The organism is Streptomyces sp. NPDC087300 (assembly GCF_044744425.1).
In the GTDB taxonomy this organism is placed as follows: domain Bacteria; phylum Actinomycetota; class Actinomycetes; order Streptomycetales; family Streptomycetaceae; genus Streptomyces.
In genome coordinates, this window is sequence record NZ_JBIUYI010000006.1 from 480,718 (window position 1) to 500,545 (window position 19,828).

General features: G+C 69.6%; 22 protein-coding genes. 11 read left to right on the top strand and 11 right to left on the bottom strand.

Features of this window, described 5'->3' with window-relative positions; translation table 11 throughout:
- Window positions 1-141: 141 nt before the first annotated feature.
- From ACIO9J_RS27170 to ACIO9J_RS27180, 3 genes are all read right to left on the bottom strand, one after another.
- The gene (locus ACIO9J_RS27170) at window positions 142-1,173 is read right to left on the bottom strand and encodes an alanine racemase (protein ID WP_402004803.1); all 1,032 of its coding nucleotides are present in this window, start codon (window positions 1,171-1,173) and stop codon (window positions 142-144) included.
- 66 nt (window positions 1,174-1,239) lie between these two features.
- Window positions 1,240-2,361 (bottom strand): peptidoglycan bridge formation glycyltransferase FemA/FemB family protein, encoded by a 1,122-nt coding sequence (locus ACIO9J_RS27175; protein ID WP_150493717.1) that lies wholly within the window; start codon window positions 2,359-2,361, stop codon window positions 1,240-1,242.
- A gap of 147 nt (window positions 2,362-2,508) precedes the next feature.
- A complete protein-coding gene (locus ACIO9J_RS27180) occupies window positions 2,509-2,823 on the bottom strand; it encodes a hypothetical protein (protein ID WP_402004806.1) in 315 nt (104 codons plus the stop codon).
- A 266-nt stretch (window positions 2,824-3,089) separates the two neighbouring features.
- On the opposite strand from ACIO9J_RS27180, the gene rpsF reads away from it, so the two are divergent.
- The 4 genes from rpsF to rplI all read left to right on the top strand — a co-directional run bounded on the left by rpsF (window position 3,090) and on the right by rplI (window position 4,848).
- A complete protein-coding gene (gene rpsF / locus ACIO9J_RS27185) occupies window positions 3,090-3,380 on the top strand; it encodes a 30S ribosomal protein S6 (RefSeq protein ID WP_016644628.1) in 291 nt (96 codons plus the stop codon).
- 78 nt (window positions 3,381-3,458) lie between these two features.
- On the top strand, window positions 3,459-4,073 hold the full coding sequence (locus tag ACIO9J_RS27190; RefSeq protein WP_402004809.1) for a single-stranded DNA-binding protein: 615 nt from the start codon (window positions 3,459-3,461) through the stop codon (window positions 4,071-4,073).
- A 73-nt stretch (window positions 4,074-4,146) separates the two neighbouring features.
- Window positions 4,147-4,383 (top strand): 30S ribosomal protein S18, encoded by a 237-nt coding sequence (gene rpsR, locus ACIO9J_RS27195; RefSeq protein ID WP_003949403.1) that lies wholly within the window; start codon window positions 4,147-4,149, stop codon window positions 4,381-4,383.
- A gap of 18 nt (window positions 4,384-4,401) precedes the next feature.
- Window positions 4,402-4,848 carry a 50S ribosomal protein L9 gene (gene rplI, locus ACIO9J_RS27200; protein WP_098243612.1) on the top strand — a complete coding sequence of 149 codons (447 nt, stop codon included), beginning with the start codon at window positions 4,402-4,404 and terminating at the stop codon, window positions 4,846-4,848.
- A gap of 164 nt (window positions 4,849-5,012) precedes the next feature.
- Here the strand turns inward: rplI and ACIO9J_RS27205 are convergent, their stop codons facing one another.
- Window positions 5,013-6,350: an MATE family efflux transporter gene (locus ACIO9J_RS27205; protein WP_402004812.1), complete on the bottom strand. Its 1,338-nt coding sequence runs from the start codon at window positions 6,348-6,350 to the stop codon at window positions 5,013-5,015.
- A gap of 460 nt (window positions 6,351-6,810) precedes the next feature.
- On the opposite strand from ACIO9J_RS27205, the gene dnaB reads away from it, so the two are divergent.
- Entirely contained in the window at window positions 6,811-8,289 is a 1,479-nt protein-coding gene (gene dnaB / locus ACIO9J_RS27210; protein ID WP_098243610.1) for a replicative DNA helicase, read from the top strand.
- 20 nt (window positions 8,290-8,309) lie between these two features.
- Here the strand turns inward: dnaB and ACIO9J_RS27215 are convergent, their stop codons facing one another.
- Window positions 8,310-9,260: an SDR family NAD(P)-dependent oxidoreductase gene (locus ACIO9J_RS27215; RefSeq protein WP_402004815.1), complete on the bottom strand. Its 951-nt coding sequence runs from the start codon at window positions 9,258-9,260 to the stop codon at window positions 8,310-8,312.
- Window positions 9,261-9,318: 58 nt separating this feature from the next.
- Here ACIO9J_RS27215 and ACIO9J_RS27220 point away from each other — a divergent pair, with 58 nt between their 5' ends.
- On the top strand, window positions 9,319-9,810 hold the full coding sequence (locus ACIO9J_RS27220) for a MerR family transcriptional regulator (protein WP_402004818.1): 492 nt from the start codon (window positions 9,319-9,321) through the stop codon (window positions 9,808-9,810).
- A complete protein-coding gene (locus ACIO9J_RS27225; protein ID WP_402004821.1) occupies window positions 9,794-11,173 on the top strand; it encodes a serine hydrolase domain-containing protein in 1,380 nt (459 codons plus the stop codon). The genes ACIO9J_RS27220 and ACIO9J_RS27225 overlap by 17 nt, the downstream gene beginning before the upstream one ends.
- A gap of 137 nt (window positions 11,174-11,310) precedes the next feature.
- Here the strand turns inward: ACIO9J_RS27225 and ACIO9J_RS27230 are convergent, their stop codons facing one another.
- Complete coding sequence (locus tag ACIO9J_RS27230; protein WP_402004824.1) at window positions 11,311-11,763, bottom strand: GNAT family N-acetyltransferase; 453 nt, start codon at window positions 11,761-11,763, stop codon at window positions 11,311-11,313.
- 63 nt (window positions 11,764-11,826) lie between these two features.
- A complete protein-coding gene (locus ACIO9J_RS27235) occupies window positions 11,827-12,285 on the bottom strand; it encodes a MarR family winged helix-turn-helix transcriptional regulator (protein ID WP_402004827.1) in 459 nt (152 codons plus the stop codon).
- A 140-nt stretch (window positions 12,286-12,425) separates the two neighbouring features.
- Between ACIO9J_RS27235 and ACIO9J_RS27240 the strand changes: the two genes are divergently transcribed.
- Together ACIO9J_RS27240 and ACIO9J_RS27245 are read left to right on the top strand one after the other, a co-directional pair.
- A complete protein-coding gene (locus tag ACIO9J_RS27240) occupies window positions 12,426-13,637 on the top strand; it encodes an MFS transporter (RefSeq protein WP_402004830.1) in 1,212 nt (403 codons plus the stop codon).
- A gap of 50 nt (window positions 13,638-13,687) precedes the next feature.
- Window positions 13,688-14,113, top strand: coding sequence for a heme-binding protein (locus ACIO9J_RS27245; protein ID WP_402004833.1), 426 nt, complete (start codon window positions 13,688-13,690; stop codon window positions 14,111-14,113).
- A gap of 87 nt (window positions 14,114-14,200) precedes the next feature.
- Here ACIO9J_RS27245 and ACIO9J_RS27250 read toward each other — a convergent pair whose 3' ends face one another.
- Both ACIO9J_RS27250 and ACIO9J_RS27255 read right to left on the bottom strand, forming a co-directional pair.
- Window positions 14,201-15,070, bottom strand: coding sequence for a GNAT family N-acetyltransferase (locus ACIO9J_RS27250; protein WP_402004836.1), 870 nt, complete (start codon window positions 15,068-15,070; stop codon window positions 14,201-14,203).
- 5 nt (window positions 15,071-15,075) lie between these two features.
- Window positions 15,076-15,648, bottom strand: coding sequence for a DUF2269 family protein (locus tag ACIO9J_RS27255; RefSeq protein WP_402004839.1), 573 nt, complete (start codon window positions 15,646-15,648; stop codon window positions 15,076-15,078).
- Between the two features lie 76 nt (window positions 15,649-15,724).
- On the opposite strand from ACIO9J_RS27255, the gene ACIO9J_RS27260 reads away from it, so the two are divergent.
- Window positions 15,725-16,357, top strand: coding sequence for an HAD family hydrolase (locus ACIO9J_RS27260; protein WP_402004842.1), 633 nt, complete (start codon window positions 15,725-15,727; stop codon window positions 16,355-16,357).
- Between the two features lie 392 nt (window positions 16,358-16,749).
- On the top strand, window positions 16,750-18,309 hold the full coding sequence (locus tag ACIO9J_RS27265) for a globin domain-containing protein (RefSeq protein ID WP_402004845.1): 1,560 nt from the start codon (window positions 16,750-16,752) through the stop codon (window positions 18,307-18,309).
- 4 nt (window positions 18,310-18,313) lie between these two features.
- Here the strand turns inward: ACIO9J_RS27265 and ACIO9J_RS27270 are convergent, their stop codons facing one another.
- Both ACIO9J_RS27270 and ACIO9J_RS27275 read right to left on the bottom strand, forming a co-directional pair.
- Window positions 18,314-18,796, bottom strand: a complete 483-nt coding sequence (locus ACIO9J_RS27270) for an NUDIX domain-containing protein (RefSeq protein ID WP_402004848.1) — start codon at window positions 18,794-18,796, stop codon at window positions 18,314-18,316.
- Window positions 18,797-18,855: 59 nt separating this feature from the next.
- Window positions 18,856-19,761, bottom strand: coding sequence for a LysR family transcriptional regulator (locus ACIO9J_RS27275; RefSeq protein ID WP_402004851.1), 906 nt, complete (start codon window positions 19,759-19,761; stop codon window positions 18,856-18,858).
- Between the last annotated feature and the right edge of the window lie 67 nt (window positions 19,762-19,828).

Genomic DNA, 19,828 nt, shown 5'->3' on the forward strand with positions numbered 1-19,828 from the left:
ACCCCCCCTTTGTGGTGTCCCCCCAGAGCCAACTTGGGGGGGCCGGGGGGTGCCGGGCTCCCGTGTGGTGTCGGGCCCGTGTGACGGGCGGGGCCCGCCGCGGGGGGGCCCCGGCCCTTCTCCGTACTCAACTGAACGACCTCAGCGGTCGACGATCCGGTCGAACTGCGTGGTGGTGTGCCGCAGATGGGCCACCAGCTCCTCGCCGACCTTCGGCTCCGTGGCGTCGGAGGGCACGAAGAGGATGGAGACCTGCATGTGCGGAGGCTCCGCGAACCAGCGCTGCTTGCCCGCCCAGACGAACGGCGAGAGGTTGCGGTTGACCGTCGCGAGGCCCGCGCGGGCCACGCCCTTGGCCCGCGGCATCATGCCGTGCAGGGCCTTCGGGGCTTCCAGGCCGACACCGTGCGAGGTGCCGCCCGCGACCACGACCAGCCAGCCGTCGGAGGCGGCCTTCTGCTGGCGGTAGCCGAACCGGTCGCCCTTCGCGACGGCGGTGACGTCGAGGACGGCACCGCGGTACTCGGTTGCCTCGTGGTCGCCGAGCCAGAGGTTCGTGCCGATGCGCGCGCGGAACCGGGTCTGCGGGAACTGCTGCTGAAGCCGCGCGAGTTCACCGGCCTTGAGGTGGCTGACGAACATCGTGTGCAGCGGCAGGCGCGCGGCCCGCAGCCGGTCCATCCAGCCGATGACCTCCTCGACGGCGTCCGAGCCGTCGGTGCGGTCCAGCGGCAGGTGGATCGCGAAGCCCTCGAGGCGTACGTCCTCGATGGCCGCGTGCAGCTGCGGGAGCTCCTGCTCGCTGACGCCGTGGCGCTTCATCGAGGACATGACCTCGATGACGACGCGGGCGCCCACGAGGCCGTGCACGCCGTCCAGCGACGACACGGAGCGGATGACGCGGTCGGGCAGCGGCACGGGCTCCTCGCCCCGCCGGAACGGGGTCAGGACCAGCAGATCGCCGCTGAACCAGTCCTTGATCCGCGCGGCTTCGTAGGTGGTGCCCACGGCGAGGACGTCGGAGCCGAAGCGCGTGGCTTCCTCGGCCAGGCGCTCATGACCGAAGCCGTAGCCGTTGCCCTTGCAGACCGGGACGATGCCCGGGAACTGCTCCAGCATGTGCTTCTGGTGTGCCCGCCAGCGCGCGGTGTCGACATAGAGCGTGAGCGCCATGGCTGGATCCCGGAACCTTTCTCGTGTCTGCGGTGTATCAGAGTTATGGAGCGAAATTGTGCGGGATCAGCGGCGCGACATGTAGATGTCGAGAGCCTTGTGCAGCAGCTTGTTGAGCGGGAAGTCCCACTCGCCGATGTACTCGGCGGCCTCGCCGCCGGTGCCGACCTTGAACTGGATCAGACCGAAGAGGTGGTCGGTCTCGTCCAGGGAGTCGGAGATACCGCGCAGGTCATAGACGGTGGCACCCATCGCGTACGCGTCGCGGAGCATCCGCCACTGCATCGCGTTCGAGGGCCTGACCTCACGGCCGATGTTGTCCGATGCCCCGTAGGAGTACCAGACGTGGCCGCCGACGACGAGCATCGTCGCGGCCGACAGGTTCACGCCGTTGTGCCGCGCGAAGTACAGCCGCATGCGGTTGGGGTCCTCGGAGTTGAGGGCCCGCCACATCTGCTCGAAGTAGGCCAGCGGCCGCGGGCGGAACTTGTCGCGCACCGCGGTGATCTCGTAGAGACGCTGCCACTCGGCGAGGTCCTGGTAGCCGCCCTGTACGACCTCGACGCCGGCCTTCTCGGCCTTCTTGATGTTGCGCCGCCACAGCTGGTTGAAGCCCTTCTGGACCTCGTCGAGCGAGCGGTTGGCCAGCGGCACCTGGAAGACGTAGCGGGGCTGGACGTCACCGAATCCGGCGCCGCCGTCCTCGCCCTGCTGCCAGCCCATGCGGCGCAGCCGGTCCGCGACCTCGAAGGCACGCGGCTCGATGTGCGTCGCCTCGGTGTCGCGCAGCCGCTTCACGTCGGGGTTCTGGATGCCTGCCTTGATCGCCGGAGCGTCCCAGCGGCGGATCACGACGGGCGGGCCCATCTTCACGGAGAACGCGCCCTGCTGCTTGAGGTGCGCCAGCATCGGCTGCAGCCACTCGTCCAGATTCGGGGCGTACCAGTTGATGACCGGACCCTCGGGGAGGTACGCGAGATAGCGCTTCAGCTTGGGCAGCTGTCGGTAGAGCACCAGGCCGGCGCCGACCAGCTGACCGGTCCTGTCGTCGAACCAACCCAGGTTCTCCGAGCGCCATTCGCTCTTCACGTCAGCCCATGCGGGGACCTGGCAATGACTCGCCGACGGCAGCGTCTGGATATATGCCAGATGCTGCTCGCGACTGATGGTCCTCAGGGTCAGACTCATATCGGGGCGCTCCTCGGGCTGGTGTGTCCCCATGGGTACAGGGGCTCCGGCTCTCGCGCGAAGCCTACTGCGCCCTGCGAGCGACCCGTCTGGGCGTACGGGACCTTGGGCCCCGGCCGGTTGTGCGACCGGGGTGCCGAGAGGTCCTCAGCCGACGATTCCGCCGAAGAGTCCGCCGTGCGCCATGCCGAGGAAGAAGCCGACCGCCGATGCTCCGAGACCCACGATCAGGCCGAAGCGCTCCCGGGTCGTCACGGAGATGAACTGGCCGTACGCGCCCGTGGCGATCCCGACCAGGCCCGCCCATGAACTGACCAGATGGAGGTTGTGGAACATCGCGGTCACGAAGGCGATCGCCCCCAGCACCAGGGTCACGCCGAGCAGCGTGTCCTGGAAGGGATGCGCCTTGCCGTCCGTGGCGAAGAGCGAGGTGGCGGTGTTCGGTCGCATTGCTTGTGCCATGTGAGGCACCTCCTGCGTAAGGCGGCGCATCGTAGCGCCATACACACCCGATGTGTACAGATTCTGCCCGTCCGACGGCGGATTTCAACCGGAAGCACAGGTGCGGGTAGTCTGTACCGTCTGCACCGGTGTCTGCCCAGGCCACGGCAAGCGCTCCCGCTCGCGGGAGCCGATTGTCAGTGGCGGCCGATACCGTTGCGTACGCATCACGACCCTCCTGCCACGGAACGACCGTGGCCGCTGAGTCCAAAGGAGGTGGGTTCCACATGCGTCACTACGAAGTGATGGTCATCCTCGACCCCGATCTCGAGGAGCGCGCTGTCTCCCCGCTGATCGAGAACTTCCTCTCCGTCGTCCGTGAGGGCAACGGAAAGGTCGAGAAGGTCGACACCTGGGGCCGTCGTCGTCTGTCCTACGAGATCAAGAAGAAGCCCGAGGGCATCTACTCGGTCATCGACCTGCAGGCCGAGCCTGCGGTCGTCAAGGAGCTCGACCGACAGATGAACCTGAACGAGTCGGTCCTCCGGACCAAGGTCCTCCGTCCCGAGATGCACTGAGCTCTTTAGCTCAGCAGCACCCGGGAATCGAGTAGCAGCAACAAGCAGCCAGCAGCAAACCCGCCGAGAGGTTCCCCCATGGCAGGCGAGACCGTCATCACGGTCGTCGGCAATCTTGTCGACGACCCCGAGCTGCGCTTCACCCCCTCCGGTGCGGCGGTCGCGAAGTTCCGTGTCGCGTCCACCCCCCGCATCTTCGACAAGCAGACCAATGAGTGGAAGGACGGCGAAGGCCTGTTCCTCACCTGCTCGGTCTGGCGTCAGGCGGCGGAGAACGTCGCGGAGTCGCTTCAGCGAGGCATGCGCGTCATCGTGCAGGGCCGTCTGAAGCAGCGGTCCTACGAGGACCGTGAGGGCATCAAGCGCACGGTCTACGAGCTGGACGTCGAGGAAGTCGGCGCCAGCCTGAAGACCGCCACGGCCAAGGTCACCAAGACCACCGGTCGCGGTGGCCAGGGCGGTTACGGCGGCGGTGGCGGCGGCCAGCAGCAGGGCGGCGGCGGAGGCGGCTGGGGCGGAAGCTCCGGCGGCGGTCAGCAGCAGGGTGGCGGCGGTGCTCCCGCCGACGACCCCTGGGCGACCGGTGCCCCGGCCGGCGGTGGCGGCGGTCAGCAGCAGGGCGGCGGCGGTGGCGGCTGGGGCGGAAGCTCCGGCGGCTCCGGTGGCGGCTACTCGGACGAGCCCCCCTTCTAAGCCTTCGGGCTTTCGGCCTCCGGGCCGAGGGGTGGGCCGTACCCACACTTCTTGATCACACAGGAGAAACACCATGGCGAAGCCGCCTGTGCGCAAGCCTAAGAAGAAGGTCTGCGCTTTCTGCAAGGACAAGGTCACGTACGTGGACTACAAGGACACGAACATGCTGCGGAAGTTCATTTCCGACCGCGGCAAGATCCGTGCCCGCCGCGTGACCGGCAACTGCACGCAGCACCAGCGTGACGTCGCCACGGCCGTGAAGAACAGCCGTGAGATGGCGCTGCTGCCCTACACGTCCACCGCGCGATAAGGGAAGGGTGACCGAATAATGAAGATCATCCTTACCCACGAGGTCTCCGGCCTCGGTGCCGCCGGCGAGGTCGTAGACGTCAAGGACGGCTACGCCCGCAACTACCTGATCCCGCGGAACTTTGCGATCCGCTGGACCAAGGGTGGCGAGAAGGACGTCGCGCAGATCCGTCGTGCGCGCAAGATCCACGAGATCGCGACGATCGAGCAGGCCAACGAGATCAAGGCCCAGCTCGAGGCCGTCAAGGTCCGTCTGGCCGTCCGCTCCGGCGACGCCGGTCGTCTCTTCGGTTCCGTCACCCCGGCTGACGTCGCTTCGGCGATCGAGGCTGCCGGTGGCCCGAAGATCGACAAGCGCCGCGTCGAGCTGGGTGCGCCGATCAAGACGCTGGGCGCCCACGCGACGTCCGTGCGTCTGCACCCCGAGGTTGCCGCCAAGGTCAACGTCGAGGTCGTCTCCGCCTAAGCACTGCGCTTGGCAGAGCTGAAGCACAGCGTTGGGCCGCACCCCTCGGGGTGCGGCCCAACGTGTTTCACGGAAGCTTCCCGTCGTGTTTCACGGGAACGTCGGGTGCTGTTTCACGTGAAACAGCACGAAGTTTCCTGTGGGACAGGCGGCAGGTGCCGCGTTCAGCGGGTGGCGCCCGTGACGATCCAGCGGCCGGAGCGGGAGCGCAGCCACAAGGTGAGCATCCGCACCGCCATCATCAGCGTCATCGCTCCCCACACAGCGGTCAGGCCGCCGCCGAAGGTCGGTACGAGCAGCGCGACCGGCGTGAAGACGGCCAGCGTGACGATCATGGCCCAGGCGAGATACGGGCCGTCCCCGGCGCCCATCAGGACACCGTCGAGCACGAAGACGATGCCGCAGATCGGCTGGGCCAGGGCGATCACCACGAGGGCGGGCAGTGCCGCGTCCTCGACGGCCGCGTCGCCGGTGAAGAGCGGGATGAACAAGGGCCGGGCGAGGACGACCAGCAGGCCCAGGACGACGCCCGACGCGATGCCCCACTGCACCATCCGCCGACAGACGGCGCGTGCGCCGTCCGCATCGTCGGCGCCCAGATAGCGTCCGATGATGGCCTGCCCGGCGATGGCGATCGCGTCGAGCGCGAAGGCCAGCAAACTCCACAGCGAGAGAACGATCTGGTGCGCGGCGACGTCGGCGTCACCGAGGCGGGCGGCCACGGCGGTCGCGATCATCAGGATGGCCCGCAGCGAGAGCGTGCGGACCAGGAGCGGCGCCCCGGCCTGGGCGCAGGCCCGGATCCCGGCGGCGTCCGGACGCAGCGAGGCGCCGTGCCGTCTGGCACCGCGTACGACCACGACGAGATAGACGGCGGCCATGCCGAACTGGGCGATGACCGTGCCCCAGGCGGATCCGGCGATGCCCAGGCCCGCGCCGTAGACCAGGCCGACATTGAGGACTCCGTTGGCGGCGAAGCCACCGATCGCGACGTACAGCGGGGTCTTGGTGTCCTGGAGCCCGCGCAGTACGCCGGTGGCGGCGAGCACGATGAGCATGGCCGGGATGCCGAGTGCGGAGATCCGCAGATACGTGATCGCATAAGGGGCCGCGGTGTCCGAGGCGCCGAAGAGGTCGACGAGTGCGGGTGCCGTGGGCAGGACGACGGCGATGACCGCGGCGCCGAGCAGCAGGGCGAGCCAGATGCCGTCCATGCCCTGGCGGATGGCGGCCTGGAGATCACCGGCCCCCACCCGGCGGGCGACCGCGCCCGTGGTGGCGTACGCGAGGAAGACGAAGACGCTCACCGCGGTGGTGAGGAGCGCCGAGGCGATGCCGAGGCCGGCCAGTTGCGCGGTGCCGAGGTGGCCGACGATGGCGCTGTCGGCCAGTACGAAGAGGGGCTCGGCGACCAGCGCGCCGAAGGCGGGGACGGCGAGGGAGATGATCTCTCGGTCGTGTCTTCGCCGGACGGCCTTGGGCGCTGCGGGAGCCTGTGTCATGGGCACCAATCTAATCTTCCACAGGTAAGAGATGCAATGTTCTTTAGCCCCTTACTTGCGTGCTCATCGCGCGCTCCTTCGCGCGCTGTTTGTCGTGATCTTGGTCCGACTGGGAAAGTTTTTCTTCTGCACAGCCGGTGGATGGGAAAGTTGCAGGTCAGAGGCAGTTTTCCGAGTTGGCTGAGGGCTTGTTCACAGGACTGTCCACCGGGCCGTGCACAGGTTTGGCGCGGTTCTCCACAGCATCGGGCCCGTCATCCACACCGCCTGTGGATAACCAGATTGGCTGACGGTGCCCACGGGCCTACCGTGGTCCGGCGCCCGCCTCGTCGTCCGACCTCGGAAACCCCGCAAAACCGACGCGTCAGAACCGGAGTTGGGCCCCCTTATTTGTCAGTGTCGTGCCATAGGAAAGAGGGGCACGGCGAGGTCCGCGCGGCGGACGGGAGGAGGTGGCCCGGTGAGTATCTCCGAGCCTTTGGACGACCCCTGGGCCGACAGCGGTCCCAGTGACCGTCTGCCCGTTTCCCGACCGCGCCGCGACGGAGGCCGGGGCGGCCGCGACGAGCAGCACGACCGGGGCCGCGAGGGCGGCTGGGACGGCGGCGGTTCGTCCTTCGAGCGCGTTCCCCCGCAGGATCTCGACGCCGAGCAGTCGGTGCTCGGCGGCATGCTGCTCTCCAAGGACGCCATCGCCGACGTCGTCGAGGTCCTCAAGGGCCACGACTTCTACCGGCCCGCGCACGAGACCGTCTACTCGGCGATCCTCGACCTGTACGCGAAGGGCGAGCCGGCCGACCCGATCACCGTTGCCGCCGAGCTGACCAAGCGCGGCGAGATCACCAAGGTCGGCGGCGCATCGTATCTGCACACCCTGGTCCAGACGGTCCCGACCGCGGCGAACGCCGAGTACTACGCGGAGATCGTCCACGAGCGCGCGGTCCTGCGCCGTCTCGTCGAGGCGGGCACCCGCATCACCCAGATGGGATACGCGGCCGACGGCGATGTCGACGAGATCGTCAACAGCGCCCAGGCCGAGATCTACGCGGTCACCGAGCAGCGCACCACCGAGGACTATCTGCCGCTCGGCGACATCATGGAGGGCGCGCTCGACGAGATCGAGGCGATCGGCTCGCGGTCCGGGGAGATGACCGGTGTGCCGACCGGCTTCACCGATCTCGACCAGCTCACCAACGGTCTGCACCCGGGCCAGATGATCATCATCGCCGCCCGTCCCGCCATGGGTAAGTCCACACTGGCGCTGGACTTCGCGCGGGCCTGCTCGATCAAACACAACATGCCGAGCGTGATCTTCTCGCTCGAAATGGGGCGCAACGAGATCGCGATGCGTCTGCTGTCCGCCGAGGCCCGGGTGGCCCTGCACCACATGCGCTCCGGCACGATGACGGACGAGGACTGGACCCGGCTCGCCCGCCGGATGCCGGACGTCTCGGCCGCGCCGCTCTACATCGACGACTCCCCGAACCTGTCGATGATGGAGATCCGCGCGAAGTGCCGCCGCCTCAAGCAGCGCAACGACCTGAAGCTCGTCGTCATCGACTATCTGCAGCTGATGCAGTCCGGTGGCTCCAAGCGCTCCGAGAGCCGCCAGCAGGAAGTCTCGGACATGTCGCGAAACCTGAAGCTCCTCGCCAAGGAGCTGGAGCTCCCGGTGATCGCGCTGTCGCAGCTGAACCGTGGCCCCGAGCAGCGTACGGACAAGAAGCCGATGGTGTCCGACCTGCGTGAATCCGGCTCGATCGAGCAGGACGCGGACATGGTGATCCTGCTGCACCGCGAGGACGCGTACGAGAAGGAGTCACCTCGCGCGGGCGAGGCCGACATCATCGTGGGCAAGCACCGTAACGGTCCGACGGCGACGATCACGGTCGCCTTCCAGGGCCACTACTCGCGCTTCGTGGACATGGCGCAGACCTGATCCCGTGGTGAAGGACGGGCTCAGAAGGCGCTGAGGCCGGTCAGTTCGCACGACAGGTCCCAGAGTCGCGCGGCCGCCTCCGGATCCACGGCCCATGGCTTGACGCCGCCGATGAGCATGTCGTCGCCGGTGGCCGGTTCGGCGATGTCGCAGTCCTGGCAGTACGCGCTTCCGCGGCCGTCAAGGAGGGGTGAGGTCGCCGCCCAGACGGCGGTCGCCGCGCCCTGTTGCGGGGACTTGAAGCCGTCGGCCGGTGTGCCGTCGGCGCTCACCCAGCCGTGCGCGAGCCACTCGTCGCGGGGGATGTGCCGCTGGAGCGGCGTCAGGATGCTGCCGGGGTGCACGGCGAAGGCGTGCGGGCCTTGGCCGGCGCCGATGCGGTCCAGGTGCAGGGCGAAGAGGGCGTTGGCGGTCTTGGACTGGGCGTAGGCGAGCCAGCGGTCGTAGCCCGTACGGAAGTGCGGGTCGGCCCAGCGGATGTCGGAGAGGAAGTGCCCGGAGGAGGCGACGGCCACGACCCGCGCGCCGGGCGCGAAGGCCGGTCGCAGGCGCTGGACGAGCGCGAAGTGCCCGAGGTGATTGACCCCGAAGTGCGCTTCCCAGCCGGGGCCGACGCGCGTTTCGGGGCAGGCCATCACGCCCGCGCCGTTGATGAGAATGCCGAGGGAGCGCCCGCTCTCCAGGAAGCGTTCGGCGAAGACCCGCACGCTGTCCGGGTCGGCCAGGTCGAGGGCCTGGACCTCGGTCCCGGGAAGGCCGCGCAGGGCGGCGTCGGCGGTGTCGGGCCTGCGCGCGGGGACGATGACGTGCGCGCCCGCGCGGACGAGGGCCCGGGTCGTTTCGAGGCCCAGGCCGGAGTATCCGCCGGTCACCAGGGCGGTGGTGCCCGTCAGGTCGATGCCGGTGAGGACGTCGTCGGCGGTGCTGTGGGCGCCGAATCCGGTGCCGAGTCTCCGCTGTTCGGTGATCATGCGTAGGACGTTAAAACCTAGAGCGTGCGCTAGGTCAAGGGAGCGCTACGGTCGTGGCATGACTGAGGATGTGGGCGGACCGCTGACACGTGATCCCGGTGGTCTCGCCATCGGGAAGGTCGCCGAGGTGACCGGGCTGAGCGTGCACGCGCTGCGGTTCTTCGAGCGGGAGGGGCTCTTCCTGCGCGAGATCCCCCGTTCCGGCGGCGGACAGCGGATCTACGAACAGGCGGATGTGGACTGGCTCCTGCTGTGCGGCCGGCTGCGTGATTCGGGGATGCCGATCGCCACGGTGAAGCGGTTCGCCGCACTGGTGCGTTCGGGGCCCGGCAACGAGGAGGACCGGCTGGCGCTGCTCCAGGAGCACGAGAGGTCCGTACGCGCCAGGATCGACGACCTGAGCGCCTGCCTCGACGTCATCCACAACAAGGTCGTCATCTACGAACAGCACGTTCAGGAAGGCACGGCCGCGGGCGTCTGGTCGCCACGGGAATCCGCTCGACGCGACGACGTCTCCCAGGTGAACTGGTCCCATGACGAAACCCCGTGAAGAATTGCTCCCCACCACCCGACGAGCCCTGTTGCACCGCATCGCCACCGCTCAGACGGAGGGACGGACCCCCTCCCTCGTCGCCTCGGTGGCCAGGAACGGCGAGTTGGTGTGGAGCGGCGGCCGCAGCATGGTGGACGGTCACGCGCCGGACGAGAACGTCCAGTACCGCATCGGCTCGATCACCAAGACCTTCACCGCCGTACTGGTGATGCGGCTGCGGGACGAGGGCGTGCTCGATCTCGGGGACCCGCTGGAGAAGCACCTGCCGGGCAGTGGCGCCGGTGAGGCGACGATCGCGGAACTCCTCGCGCACACAGGCGGGTTGGCGGCCGAGACGCCGGGGGCGTGGTGGGAGCGGACGCCGGGATCCACGCGTCCCGAGCTCGCCGACGTCCTGGGCGAGCAGCCCTTCCGGCACCCCGTCGGACGTCGCCACCACTACTCCAACCCCGGCTATACGCTGCTGGGGGCACTGGTGGCGGCCCTGCGAGGCGTCCCATGGGAGGAGGTTCTGCGCCGTGAGGTGCTCGAACCGCTGGGGCTGAACCGTACGAGCGCGCAGCCGCAGGCGCCGCACGCGGGCGGCTTCGCCGTGCATCCCTGGGCGGACGTGATGATGTCCGAACCCGCCGAGGATCTGGGCCTGATGGCCCCGGCGGGCCAGCTGTGGTCCACCACGGCCGACCTGGTGCGCTTTGCGTCCTTCCTGGCGAAGGGCGACGACCGGGTGCTCGGCGCCGATTCCGTACGGGAGATGTGTACGCCGTCGGCGCCGTCGCAGCCGGGGGACTGGGACAGGGCGTACGGACTTGGGCTGGATCTGATGCGCTGGAAGGGGCTCAGCCTGGCCGGGCACACGGGCTCGCTCCCGGGCTTCCTCGCCGGTCTGTGGGTGAGCGAGGAGGACGGTGTGGCCGCGGTCGCGCTCGCCAACTGCACCTCCGGGCCGCTCGTGGCGAGCCTGACCGCCGACCTGGTGAAGATCGTGGCCGAGGCCGAGCCCCGCATCCCCGAGCCGTGGCGGCCCCTCCCCGAAGTCGACGAGAAGGTGCTGGAGCTGACGGGCCCCTGGTACTGGGGGACTCAGGTGCTCGCGCTCCGGCTGACGGCCGACGGCGGCGTCGAGCTGGGCCCGCTCTCCGGCGCGGGACGCCAGGCCCGTTTCCGTTCCAACGGCGACGGCACGTGGACGGGGCTCAACGGCTACTACGCGGGGGAGCTGTTGCGGGCGGTACGGCGGCCGGACGGTTCGGTGAGCCATCTCGACCTGGGCTCGTTCGTCTTCACCCGGGAGCCGTACGAGGCGGGGGCGCCGGTTCCCGGTGGGGTGGACCCGCAGGGGTGGCGCGCGTTCGAGTAGGGGGGTTTGAGCGAGCGCTTTCGAGTGGGCGCTGAGGAGCGGCGCATCGGTAGCTGGTGAGAAGGCGGCCTGTTTCACGTGAAACAGGCCGCCGCGCTCTGCCGGAGCCAGGGTTGGAGGCGGCCCCGATGCCCGGTTCAGAGCTGAAGCTTGAACCCCACGTGCGACGCCGAGAAGCCGAGCCGCTCGTAGAACCGGTGGGCGTCGGTGCGGCTGGCATCGGAGGTCAACTGCACCAACTGGCAGTTCTGGCGCCGGGATTCCTCGACGGCCCATTCGATGAACCGCGTGCCGAGCCCGCTGCCGCGCTCGTCGGCGTGGATACGCACGCTCTCGATGATCGAGCGGGTGGCGCCCTTCCGGGAGAGCCCGGGAACGATCGTCAGCTGAAGCGTGCCGACGACGCGGTCCTCGCGCACGGCGACGACGAGATGCTGGTTCGGGTCGTCGGTCAGTCGCTCGTACGCCATGACGTACGGGGCGAGGTCGTCCGGTGATTCGCGTACGGCCCCCAAGGGGTCGTCGGCGAGCATGCCCACGATGGCGGGCAGGTCGGCGACGACGGCAGGGCGTATTTCAAGATCTCCCATGGCCGCAGCCTATGCGGGCCGCGGGCCGCACAACAGAGACGCCGGGCGTACGACAGCCGCGTCTCAGGCAGGCACGCGAAGCGTCTCCACGGCCGTGACCAGCGGGGCGAGCTCCGGGTTCCGCGCGGCCTTGTCGAGTGCCTCGCGCAGGGCGGCGTCATTGGTGGGACGCGCCTCGGCGAGCAGCGTGGTGCCCGCCTCGCTCACGTCCGTGTAGATGCCGCGGCGGTCGGTGGGGCACAGGTAGCGGGAGAGCAGTCCGCGGTCCTCCAGGCGGGTGACCAGGCGTGTGGTGGCGCTCTGGCTGAGCACCACGGCGTCCGCGACCTGCTTCATCTGTAGATGGCCGCCCTCCCCGTCGTGCTGGCGGCTGAGTACGTCGAGCAGGGAGTACTCGCGCACGCTCAGGCCGTGCGCGGCCTGGAGGGCGCGCTCGATGTGGGTCTCGATCTGCCCGTGGAGCAGGGAGAGCGCGCACCAGCCCTGGGAAAGGGCGGTGAGTGCGGGGTCCGTCGCTGTCATGGCTCTTGATTCCTCCGTCCCGGAGTGGCTGCCACCAGGATAGTCCACGGATGCAATATCCCGCGCTTGCAATTAACGAGCGTCTGCAACTATTGTGGACGCACGTTAACCGCACCCGCAATCTTCTGGAAGGTAGATCCATGCCTCTCGCGCTCCTCGCCCTCGCGATCGGGGCCTTTGGAATCGGAACCACCGAGTTCGTGATCATGGGGCTCCTCCCCGAGGTCGCGGGTGACTTCGACGTCTCCATCCCCACGGCCGGCTTCCTCGTGACCGGCTACGCACTGGGCGTCGTCCTCGGCGCCCCCCTGATGACCGTCCTCGGCACCAAGATCTCCCGCAAGCGGATGCTGATGCTGCTGATGGGCCTGTTCATCGCGGGCAATCTGCTCTCCGCCGTCGCCCCGGTCTTCGGCGTCATGCTGGCGGGCCGCGTCGTCGCCTCCCTCGCGCACGGTGCCTTCTTCGGCATCGGCTCGGTCGTCGCGGCCGAGCTGGTCGCCCCGGAGAAGAAGGCCGGCGCGATCGCCATGATGTTCACCGGCCTGACCGTGGCCAATGTGGTCGGCGTGCCGCTCGGCACCCTCGTCGGACAGACGCTCGGCTGGCGGATGACCTTCGCCATCGTCGCGGGGCTCGGCGTCATCGGCCTCGTCGGCATCGCCAAGCTCGTCCCCGACCTGCCCAAGCCCGAGGGCGTACGGCTCCGCCACGAGCTGGCGGCGTTCCGCAACGTGCAGGTGCTCTTGGCCATGGCGATGACCGTCCTCGGCTTCGGCGGAGTCTTCGCCGCCGTCACCTACCTGGCGCCGATGATGACCGACGTCGCCGGTTACGCGGACTCGTCCGTGACCTGGCTGCTCGTCCTCTTCGGCCTCGGCATGGTCGCGGGCAACCTGATCGGCGGGAAGTTCGCGGACCGCGCCCTGATGCCGCTGCTCTACATCTCGCTGGGCTCCCTGGCCGTCGTGCTCGCCTTCTTCACGCTCACCGCGCACAACAAGATCGCCGCCGCCGTGACCATCACGCTGATCGGCGCCCTGGGCTTCGCGACGGTGCCGCCGCTCCAGAAGCGCGTACTCGACCAGGCGTCCGGTGCCCCGACCCTCGCCTCCGCTGTCAACATCGGCGCCTTCAACCTCGGCAACGCCCTGTCGGCCTGGCTCGGCGGCATCGTGATCGCTGCGGGCCTCGGCTACACCGCCCCGAACTGGGTGGGCGCCACCCTCGCCGCGTCAGCCCTCGTGCTGGCCGTCGTCTCGGCCGCGCTGGAGCGCCGCTCGGCCGCGGCGCCGAGCCTCGTCGTGACCGGCGGCGCGCCCGCCGAGCAGGCGGTGCCGGTCCACCACTGACCCCCCGCTCCCCCTCATCCCAGCACCACCCCGCAAGGAGAACACCCCTCATGAGCACCACCACCGCTGCCGTCGCCCCGCTGACCATCGACGACGCCGAAGCGCTCGTCGGCGCGGCCCGCCGTGCCGCCGAGGACGCCGGTGTCACCGTCAGCGTCACCGTCCTCGACGCGGGCGGCCACCTCCTCGCCTTCCGGCGCGACGACCGGGCCGTGCTGATCTCCGGCGAGACCAGCACCCGCAAGGCGTACACCGCCCTTCAGCTGAACGCCCCGACCGCCGACCTCGTCGACGCGGTCCAGCCGGGCGGCCTCTTCCATACCCTGCCCACCGCGCTCGACCGGCCGCTGCTGTTCATCGCGGGTGGCGTGCCGGTCCACCGCGACGGCCGTCTGATCGGTGCGGTCGGCGTCGGCGGCGGTGCGCCGGAGCAGGACCACGGCTTCGCGACGGCGGCCCTGCAGGCTCTCGCGTAACGCGGCAAGGGCGTACGGAAAGGCCCGCCCCCAAGTGCCGGAAGGACCATGGCACTTGGGGGCGGGCCTCTGTGTGTCGGTGTGCCGTCAGCCGGCCGCCACGGTCAGCGGTGCGAAGCGGCGGGTCCAGTCACCGGGCAGCTCCGAAATCCCGTACGCCATCACGGCGTTGAAGGCGACGGGCTCAAGGCCGCTCTCCTTCACCCACGCGAGCAGCTCCTCGTGCCGTACGTCGATGTCGGTGCGCAGCGGCCGGTCGGTGCGGGCGCCGAGCGAGGCGATGAGGGCCTTCGCGGTCTCGGTGTCGCGGGCGACGAGCGGGCCGACCACATGGGTCTCCATGTTCGGCCAGGCGCCCGCGTAGCCGATGATCTCGCCGCCGGCCTCCGCGACCCGGAGCTGGTCGGTGAAGGCGGGCAGCCGGGTGATCACATGGGTGCGGTCGTGGCCGAAGACCTCGGTGTCGAGCCGGAGGATGGCCGTCAGATCCTCCGCGGTGGCGGACCGGGTGGCGATGTCGGGCAGCGGACCCGCGGGGGCGAACCGGCCGCGGACCATCTCGGCACGGCCGATCGACTTGAAGCCGAGCTGTTCGTAGAGGGGGCGGCCGTACGGCGTGGCGTGGAGGGTCAGCGGGACGGTGGTCGCCGCTTCGACGGCGTACTGCATCAGGCGGCGGCCGATGCCCTGGCGGGCGTGGCGCTCGGCGACGAGGACCATGCCGATCGCCGCTAGGCCGGGTCGCTCCTGGGGGCCGTACTGGGTCACTACGTAGGCGGCGATCAGGCCGTTGCCGTCGGGGTCGTCGATGCCGTAGCCCGTTCCGGCCGAGAGGAGGAGGCCCCATTTGTGTTCTTCGCGCGGCCAGCCCCGGTCCTCGGACAGGTCGGCGCAGAAGGTCAGATCGCGGGGGGTGAGCCGGCGGATGGGCAGTGCTGAGAGGGAAGGTGTCGACACTCGGGTCAGGCTGTCTGACGTACGTCCCCGGCGTCCAGCCGTTTGTGGTCAGAAGCACGTTGCTTGTCCGCTGAACCACGTTGCTTTTGGCCACGCTGCTTCCGGCCACGGCGGGTGAGTCCCCAGGGCTTGAGCACCGAGATGACCGTCATGAAGACATAGGCGGTCAGCGAGACGATCGGTCCGGCGATGAGGCCGGTCGGGTCCGTGATCGGGTCGCCCGCGGCCACCGTCGCGGCCGAGTCGTTGACCCCGGGGCGCAGCGCGAAGACCGAGGCGGCGGTGGTGGCCAGGGTGAGCCAGAACTTCGTGTAGACCCAGCGATGCCTGGCGAGGCCCCACTTCGTGCCCAGGGACAGCAGCAGACCGCTCAGCAGGGTGACCAGGGCGAGCGGGAGCACCAGCCAGTCCGCGAAGACCTTCATCGAGCGGACGGAGGCCTCGACGACCGCGGGGGACCGCGTGGTGATCGCGGTCAGAGCGAGAGCCAGCAGCCCGAGCGTGAGCCCGAGCCAGCCGGCTGCACCGACTACATGGACAACCAGGGTGGCCCGTCGAGCGGGGCGGCTTAGTTTCACGTGAAACACGGTGCCAAGCGAGGTGGTCGGGGGCGTCTGACAGCGGGAGTAACCGTGGGTACTAGCCTCGGCGTACATGGCACGCCTTCACCTCTTCGACCTGGACGGGACGCTGCTGCACGGCACAGCCGCCCCGGTGGAGATCTCGCGGCAGCTCGGTCTGGACGCGGAGATCGCCGCACTGGAGCGCGACTTCGTGGCGGGACGCATCGACTCCCCGCAGTACGCGGTCCGCGTCCATGAGCTGTGGGCCGAGCTCACGGACGAGCATGTGACGGGGGCCTTCGAGGGGGCGCCCTGGCTGTCGGGCATCCGGGAGACCTGGGCCGAGATCCGGGCGGGCGGCGACTACTGCGCGGTGGTGTCGCTGTCGCCGTCCTTCTTCGTGGAGCGGCTCCTTGGCTGGGGCGCGCACGCCGCGCACGGATCGCTCTTCCCCGCCGTGCCGTTCACCGAGCCGGTGAACCCGGCGGGCATCCTCGACGCCGCGGCCAAGGTGAAGATCGCGAACCGGCTCTGTGAAGAGTTCGGGGTGGCCCGCGACGACTGCGTCGCGTACGGAGACTCGCTTTCCGACCTGGAGTTGTTCGGCGCCGTGCCGGTTTCCGTCGCCGTCAATGCTGATCAACGGCTGGTGAGCCTGGCCACCCACTCTTATGTCGGGAGGGATCTCCGTCAGGCGTACGAATTGGTGCGGGGCGCCCGGTAATTGAGGTAATTGAGGGGCAGGGGCGTTGAATTCAGGGCGAAGGGAAGGGGGGACTTGTGCGCCGGGCGGCTGCCGGTATGGTCGACTCCGGTCCGTGCCGGGTGCGCCTCTTCGCACCTAGGGGGGTACGCGCGCAGGTCAAAGAAGCCTAACGGGGCGAAGAGATCCAGAACCCGTACTTCTGGTTATGCGGTCGGCACGTCGACGGTGAATGACATGCTGCGGTGAGATGACTGCGGCCAATGTCACATTCTCGACCTACTTGTCCGTAGGGTCCGGGATTCCGGGGTTCAATGTGGCCGTATTGGCCATCGAGGCAGAGCGGGGAAAGCAGGCAGCTTCCGACGGGAAGTGCGCAGACCGACTGAGAGAAGTTCGAGGCGAGGCACAGCATGGACGCTCCGACCACCACGTCGTCGGACGACGACACTTCCGGCGAGGGAGGCGGCTGGTTCACCCGACGCAAGCCGCCGAAGCGGCAGGAGGACGGAGCACCACAGCAGTCCGGTGCCGAGGGGCCCGAGGCCGCCGAGGGGCGCCGGGTGGCCTCGATACGTCCCCTGGGGAGGCCCGGCCCCGCCGCGCCCGCGGTAGGCGCCGTCGCCGAGGCCGCGGGCCCCGTGCGCGCCGCCGAGAGCGGGGGTTCCTTGCTCGCGGCCGAACACACCGAGCCGGCCGATCCGTCCGGACCGGCCGATCCGTCGGAGCCGGCCGACCCGTCCGAGCCGTCGGCCGACCCGTCGGAGGGGCGAATACCGGCCGCGCGGGAGACCTCCGAGCCCGCCGAGCTCAGTGACGTCGTGGCACACGCCCGTGTCGCGCCCCCGCAGCGGACCGAGACGCGATCGCCCGACGCCGTCCTCGTGCAGCGCACGATGGCTGAAATCGGCCCTGACTCCGACAAGGTCACCTCGTACTTCTACGCGCTGCTCTTCACCCGCCACCCCGATCTCCGCGCCCTGTTCCCCGCGGCGATGGACACCCAGCGCGACCGGCTCCTCAAGGCGCTGCTGACCGCGGCCGAGCACATCGACAACACCCCCGTACTCGTCTCGTACCTGAAGAACCTGGGCCGCGGACACCGCAAGTACGGCACGCAGCCCGAGCACTATCCGGCCGTCGGCGAGGCGCTGATCGGCTCGCTCAGCCGGTATGCGAGCGCGGTCTGGGACGGCGAGACCGAGGCAGCCTGGGTCCGGACGTACACGACGATCTCCCAGGTCATGATCGACGCGGCCGCGGCGGACGAGCTGCGCGCCCCGGCCTGGTGGTTCGCCGAGGTCGTCGCGCACGACCTCAGGACCCCGGACATAGCCATCGTCACGGTCCGCCCCGACCAGCCGTACCCCTTCCTGGCCGGGCAGTACACCAGCCTGGAGACTCCCTGGTGGCCGCGGATCTGGCGGCACTACTCCTTCGCCTCCGCGCCCCGCTCGGACGGACTGCTGTCCTTCCACGTCAAGGCCGTCCCGGCCGGTTGGGTCTCCAACTCGCTGGTGCACCGCGCCCGCCCTGGTGACGTCCTGCGGCTCGGGCCGCCCGGGGGGTCGATGACCGTCGACCACACCACCGACAGCGGACTGCTCTGTCTGGGCGGCGGCACCGGTATCGCGCCCATCAAGGCGCTGGTCGAGGACGTCGCCGAGCACGGCAGACGGCGCCCGGTCGAGGTCTTCTACGGAGCGAGGACCGATCACGACCTGTACGACATCGACACGATGCTGCGGCTCCAGCAGACCCACCCCTGGCTGGCCGTCCGCCCGATCGTCGACCAGCGGGCGCAGCTGCCCGACGCCGTGCGTGAGTACGGCCCGTGGAACGAGTACGACGCGTATCTCTCGGGACCGCCCGGCATGATCCGCAGCGGTGTCGACGCGCTGCGCGACGTGGGCATACCCGTGGGCAGGATCCGCCACGACTCCGTCGAGGAACTGGTCGCCGCGGGGGACTAGGGCCCTAGCCCAGATCGGGGGCGTGCATCGCGCGCACGCCCTCGATGTTGCCGTCCAGGTAGTGGCGCAGCGACAGCGGTACGAGATGGACCGAGGCGATCCCGACCCGGGTGAAGGGCACGTGGACGATCTCGTACTCGCCGCACGGCTCGTCGATCTCGGGGCCGTGTCGCAGGCTGAGGTCCATGGACACCAGGCGGCAGACGAAGAAGTGCTGCACCTTCACGCCGGTCGCGCCGCCGTCCTCGCCGATGTGTTCCACGGTGTCGACGAAGCAGGGCACGACGTCGACGATCTTGGCGCCCAGCTCCTCGTGCACCTCGCGGTGGAGTGCGTCGACGACGGTGGCGTCCTCCGGCTCCACGCCGCCGCCGGGGGTGAGCCAGTACGGATCGACGCCGGGCTTGGTCCGCTTGATCAGGATCAGGTCGTCTCCGTCCAGCAGGACGGCACGTGCGGTGCGCTTGACCACGGGTCGGACGGTCATGGGGGAAATGTGGCCCGGACTGTTCCACGTGAAACATCGTGAGGCGATCGGAGCCGCCATCAGGCCCAGTGGGCGGCAGCGCGCAGCAGCCACTCATGCGCCCGCGCGATGTGCGGCATGGCGAGCGTGCCCGTGCGCACCACCAGGAAATACGTGCGCAAAGGGGGCACCGCGGGGTCGAGCAGGGCGACGACCTCGCCGCTCTTCAGGGCCTCGGCGCACAGATAGCGGGGCAGTACGGCGAGGCCGGCGCCGGAGGCCACGCAGGCGAGGACCGCGCGCAGGTCGGGGACGATGACGGCGCCGGACGCGGCGGGGAGGGTGTCGAAGACGGCGGCCCAGTAGCGCGCGACGAACGGCAGTGACTCGTGCACCTCGACCACGGGCAGGTTCTCCAGGGGCAGGGCTCCCTTGCGGCGCAGCCTGCCGGGGCCGATCCGGGCCGCCCAGCGCTCCCCCGCGACCAGGACGTGCTCCTCGTCGCAGAGCGGGGTCGCGGTGAGCAGGGCGCCGCGCGGTCGTGCGGAGGTGACGGCCAGATCGTGGTGACCGGCGGCGAGCCCTTCGAGGACCTCCTCGGCGGTGCCGAACGAGGCGCGCAGGGCGTAGCTGTGGCCGTCCTGTCCGGCGAGCCCCGTGAGCGCGGGCAGGGCGCGTTCCGCGGTGAACTCCGGCGGTCCCGCGAGGTGCAGGGTGCGGACCGGGGAGTCCTCGTCGACGCCGGTCTCGGCAATCTCCACCAGGGCGTCCAGATGAGGGGCCGCCTTGTGGGCGAGCTCGTCCCCGATGGTCGTGGGCGTCACCCCGCGGGCCTGGCGCAGGAAGAGCGGGCGACCCAACTGCCGCTCCAGCGTGCGTATCTGGGACGTGACGGCGGGCTGCGAGAGGCCGAGCAGCGCGGCGGCGCGGGTGAAGGAACCGGCCCGGTGCACCGTCACGAAGGTGCGCAGCAGGGCCAGATCCATGACGACGTCCCTCCCCTTCGCTGCCCGGAGCGCGCCCAACTATAAATATGTCGATAGGGTTCTGTCG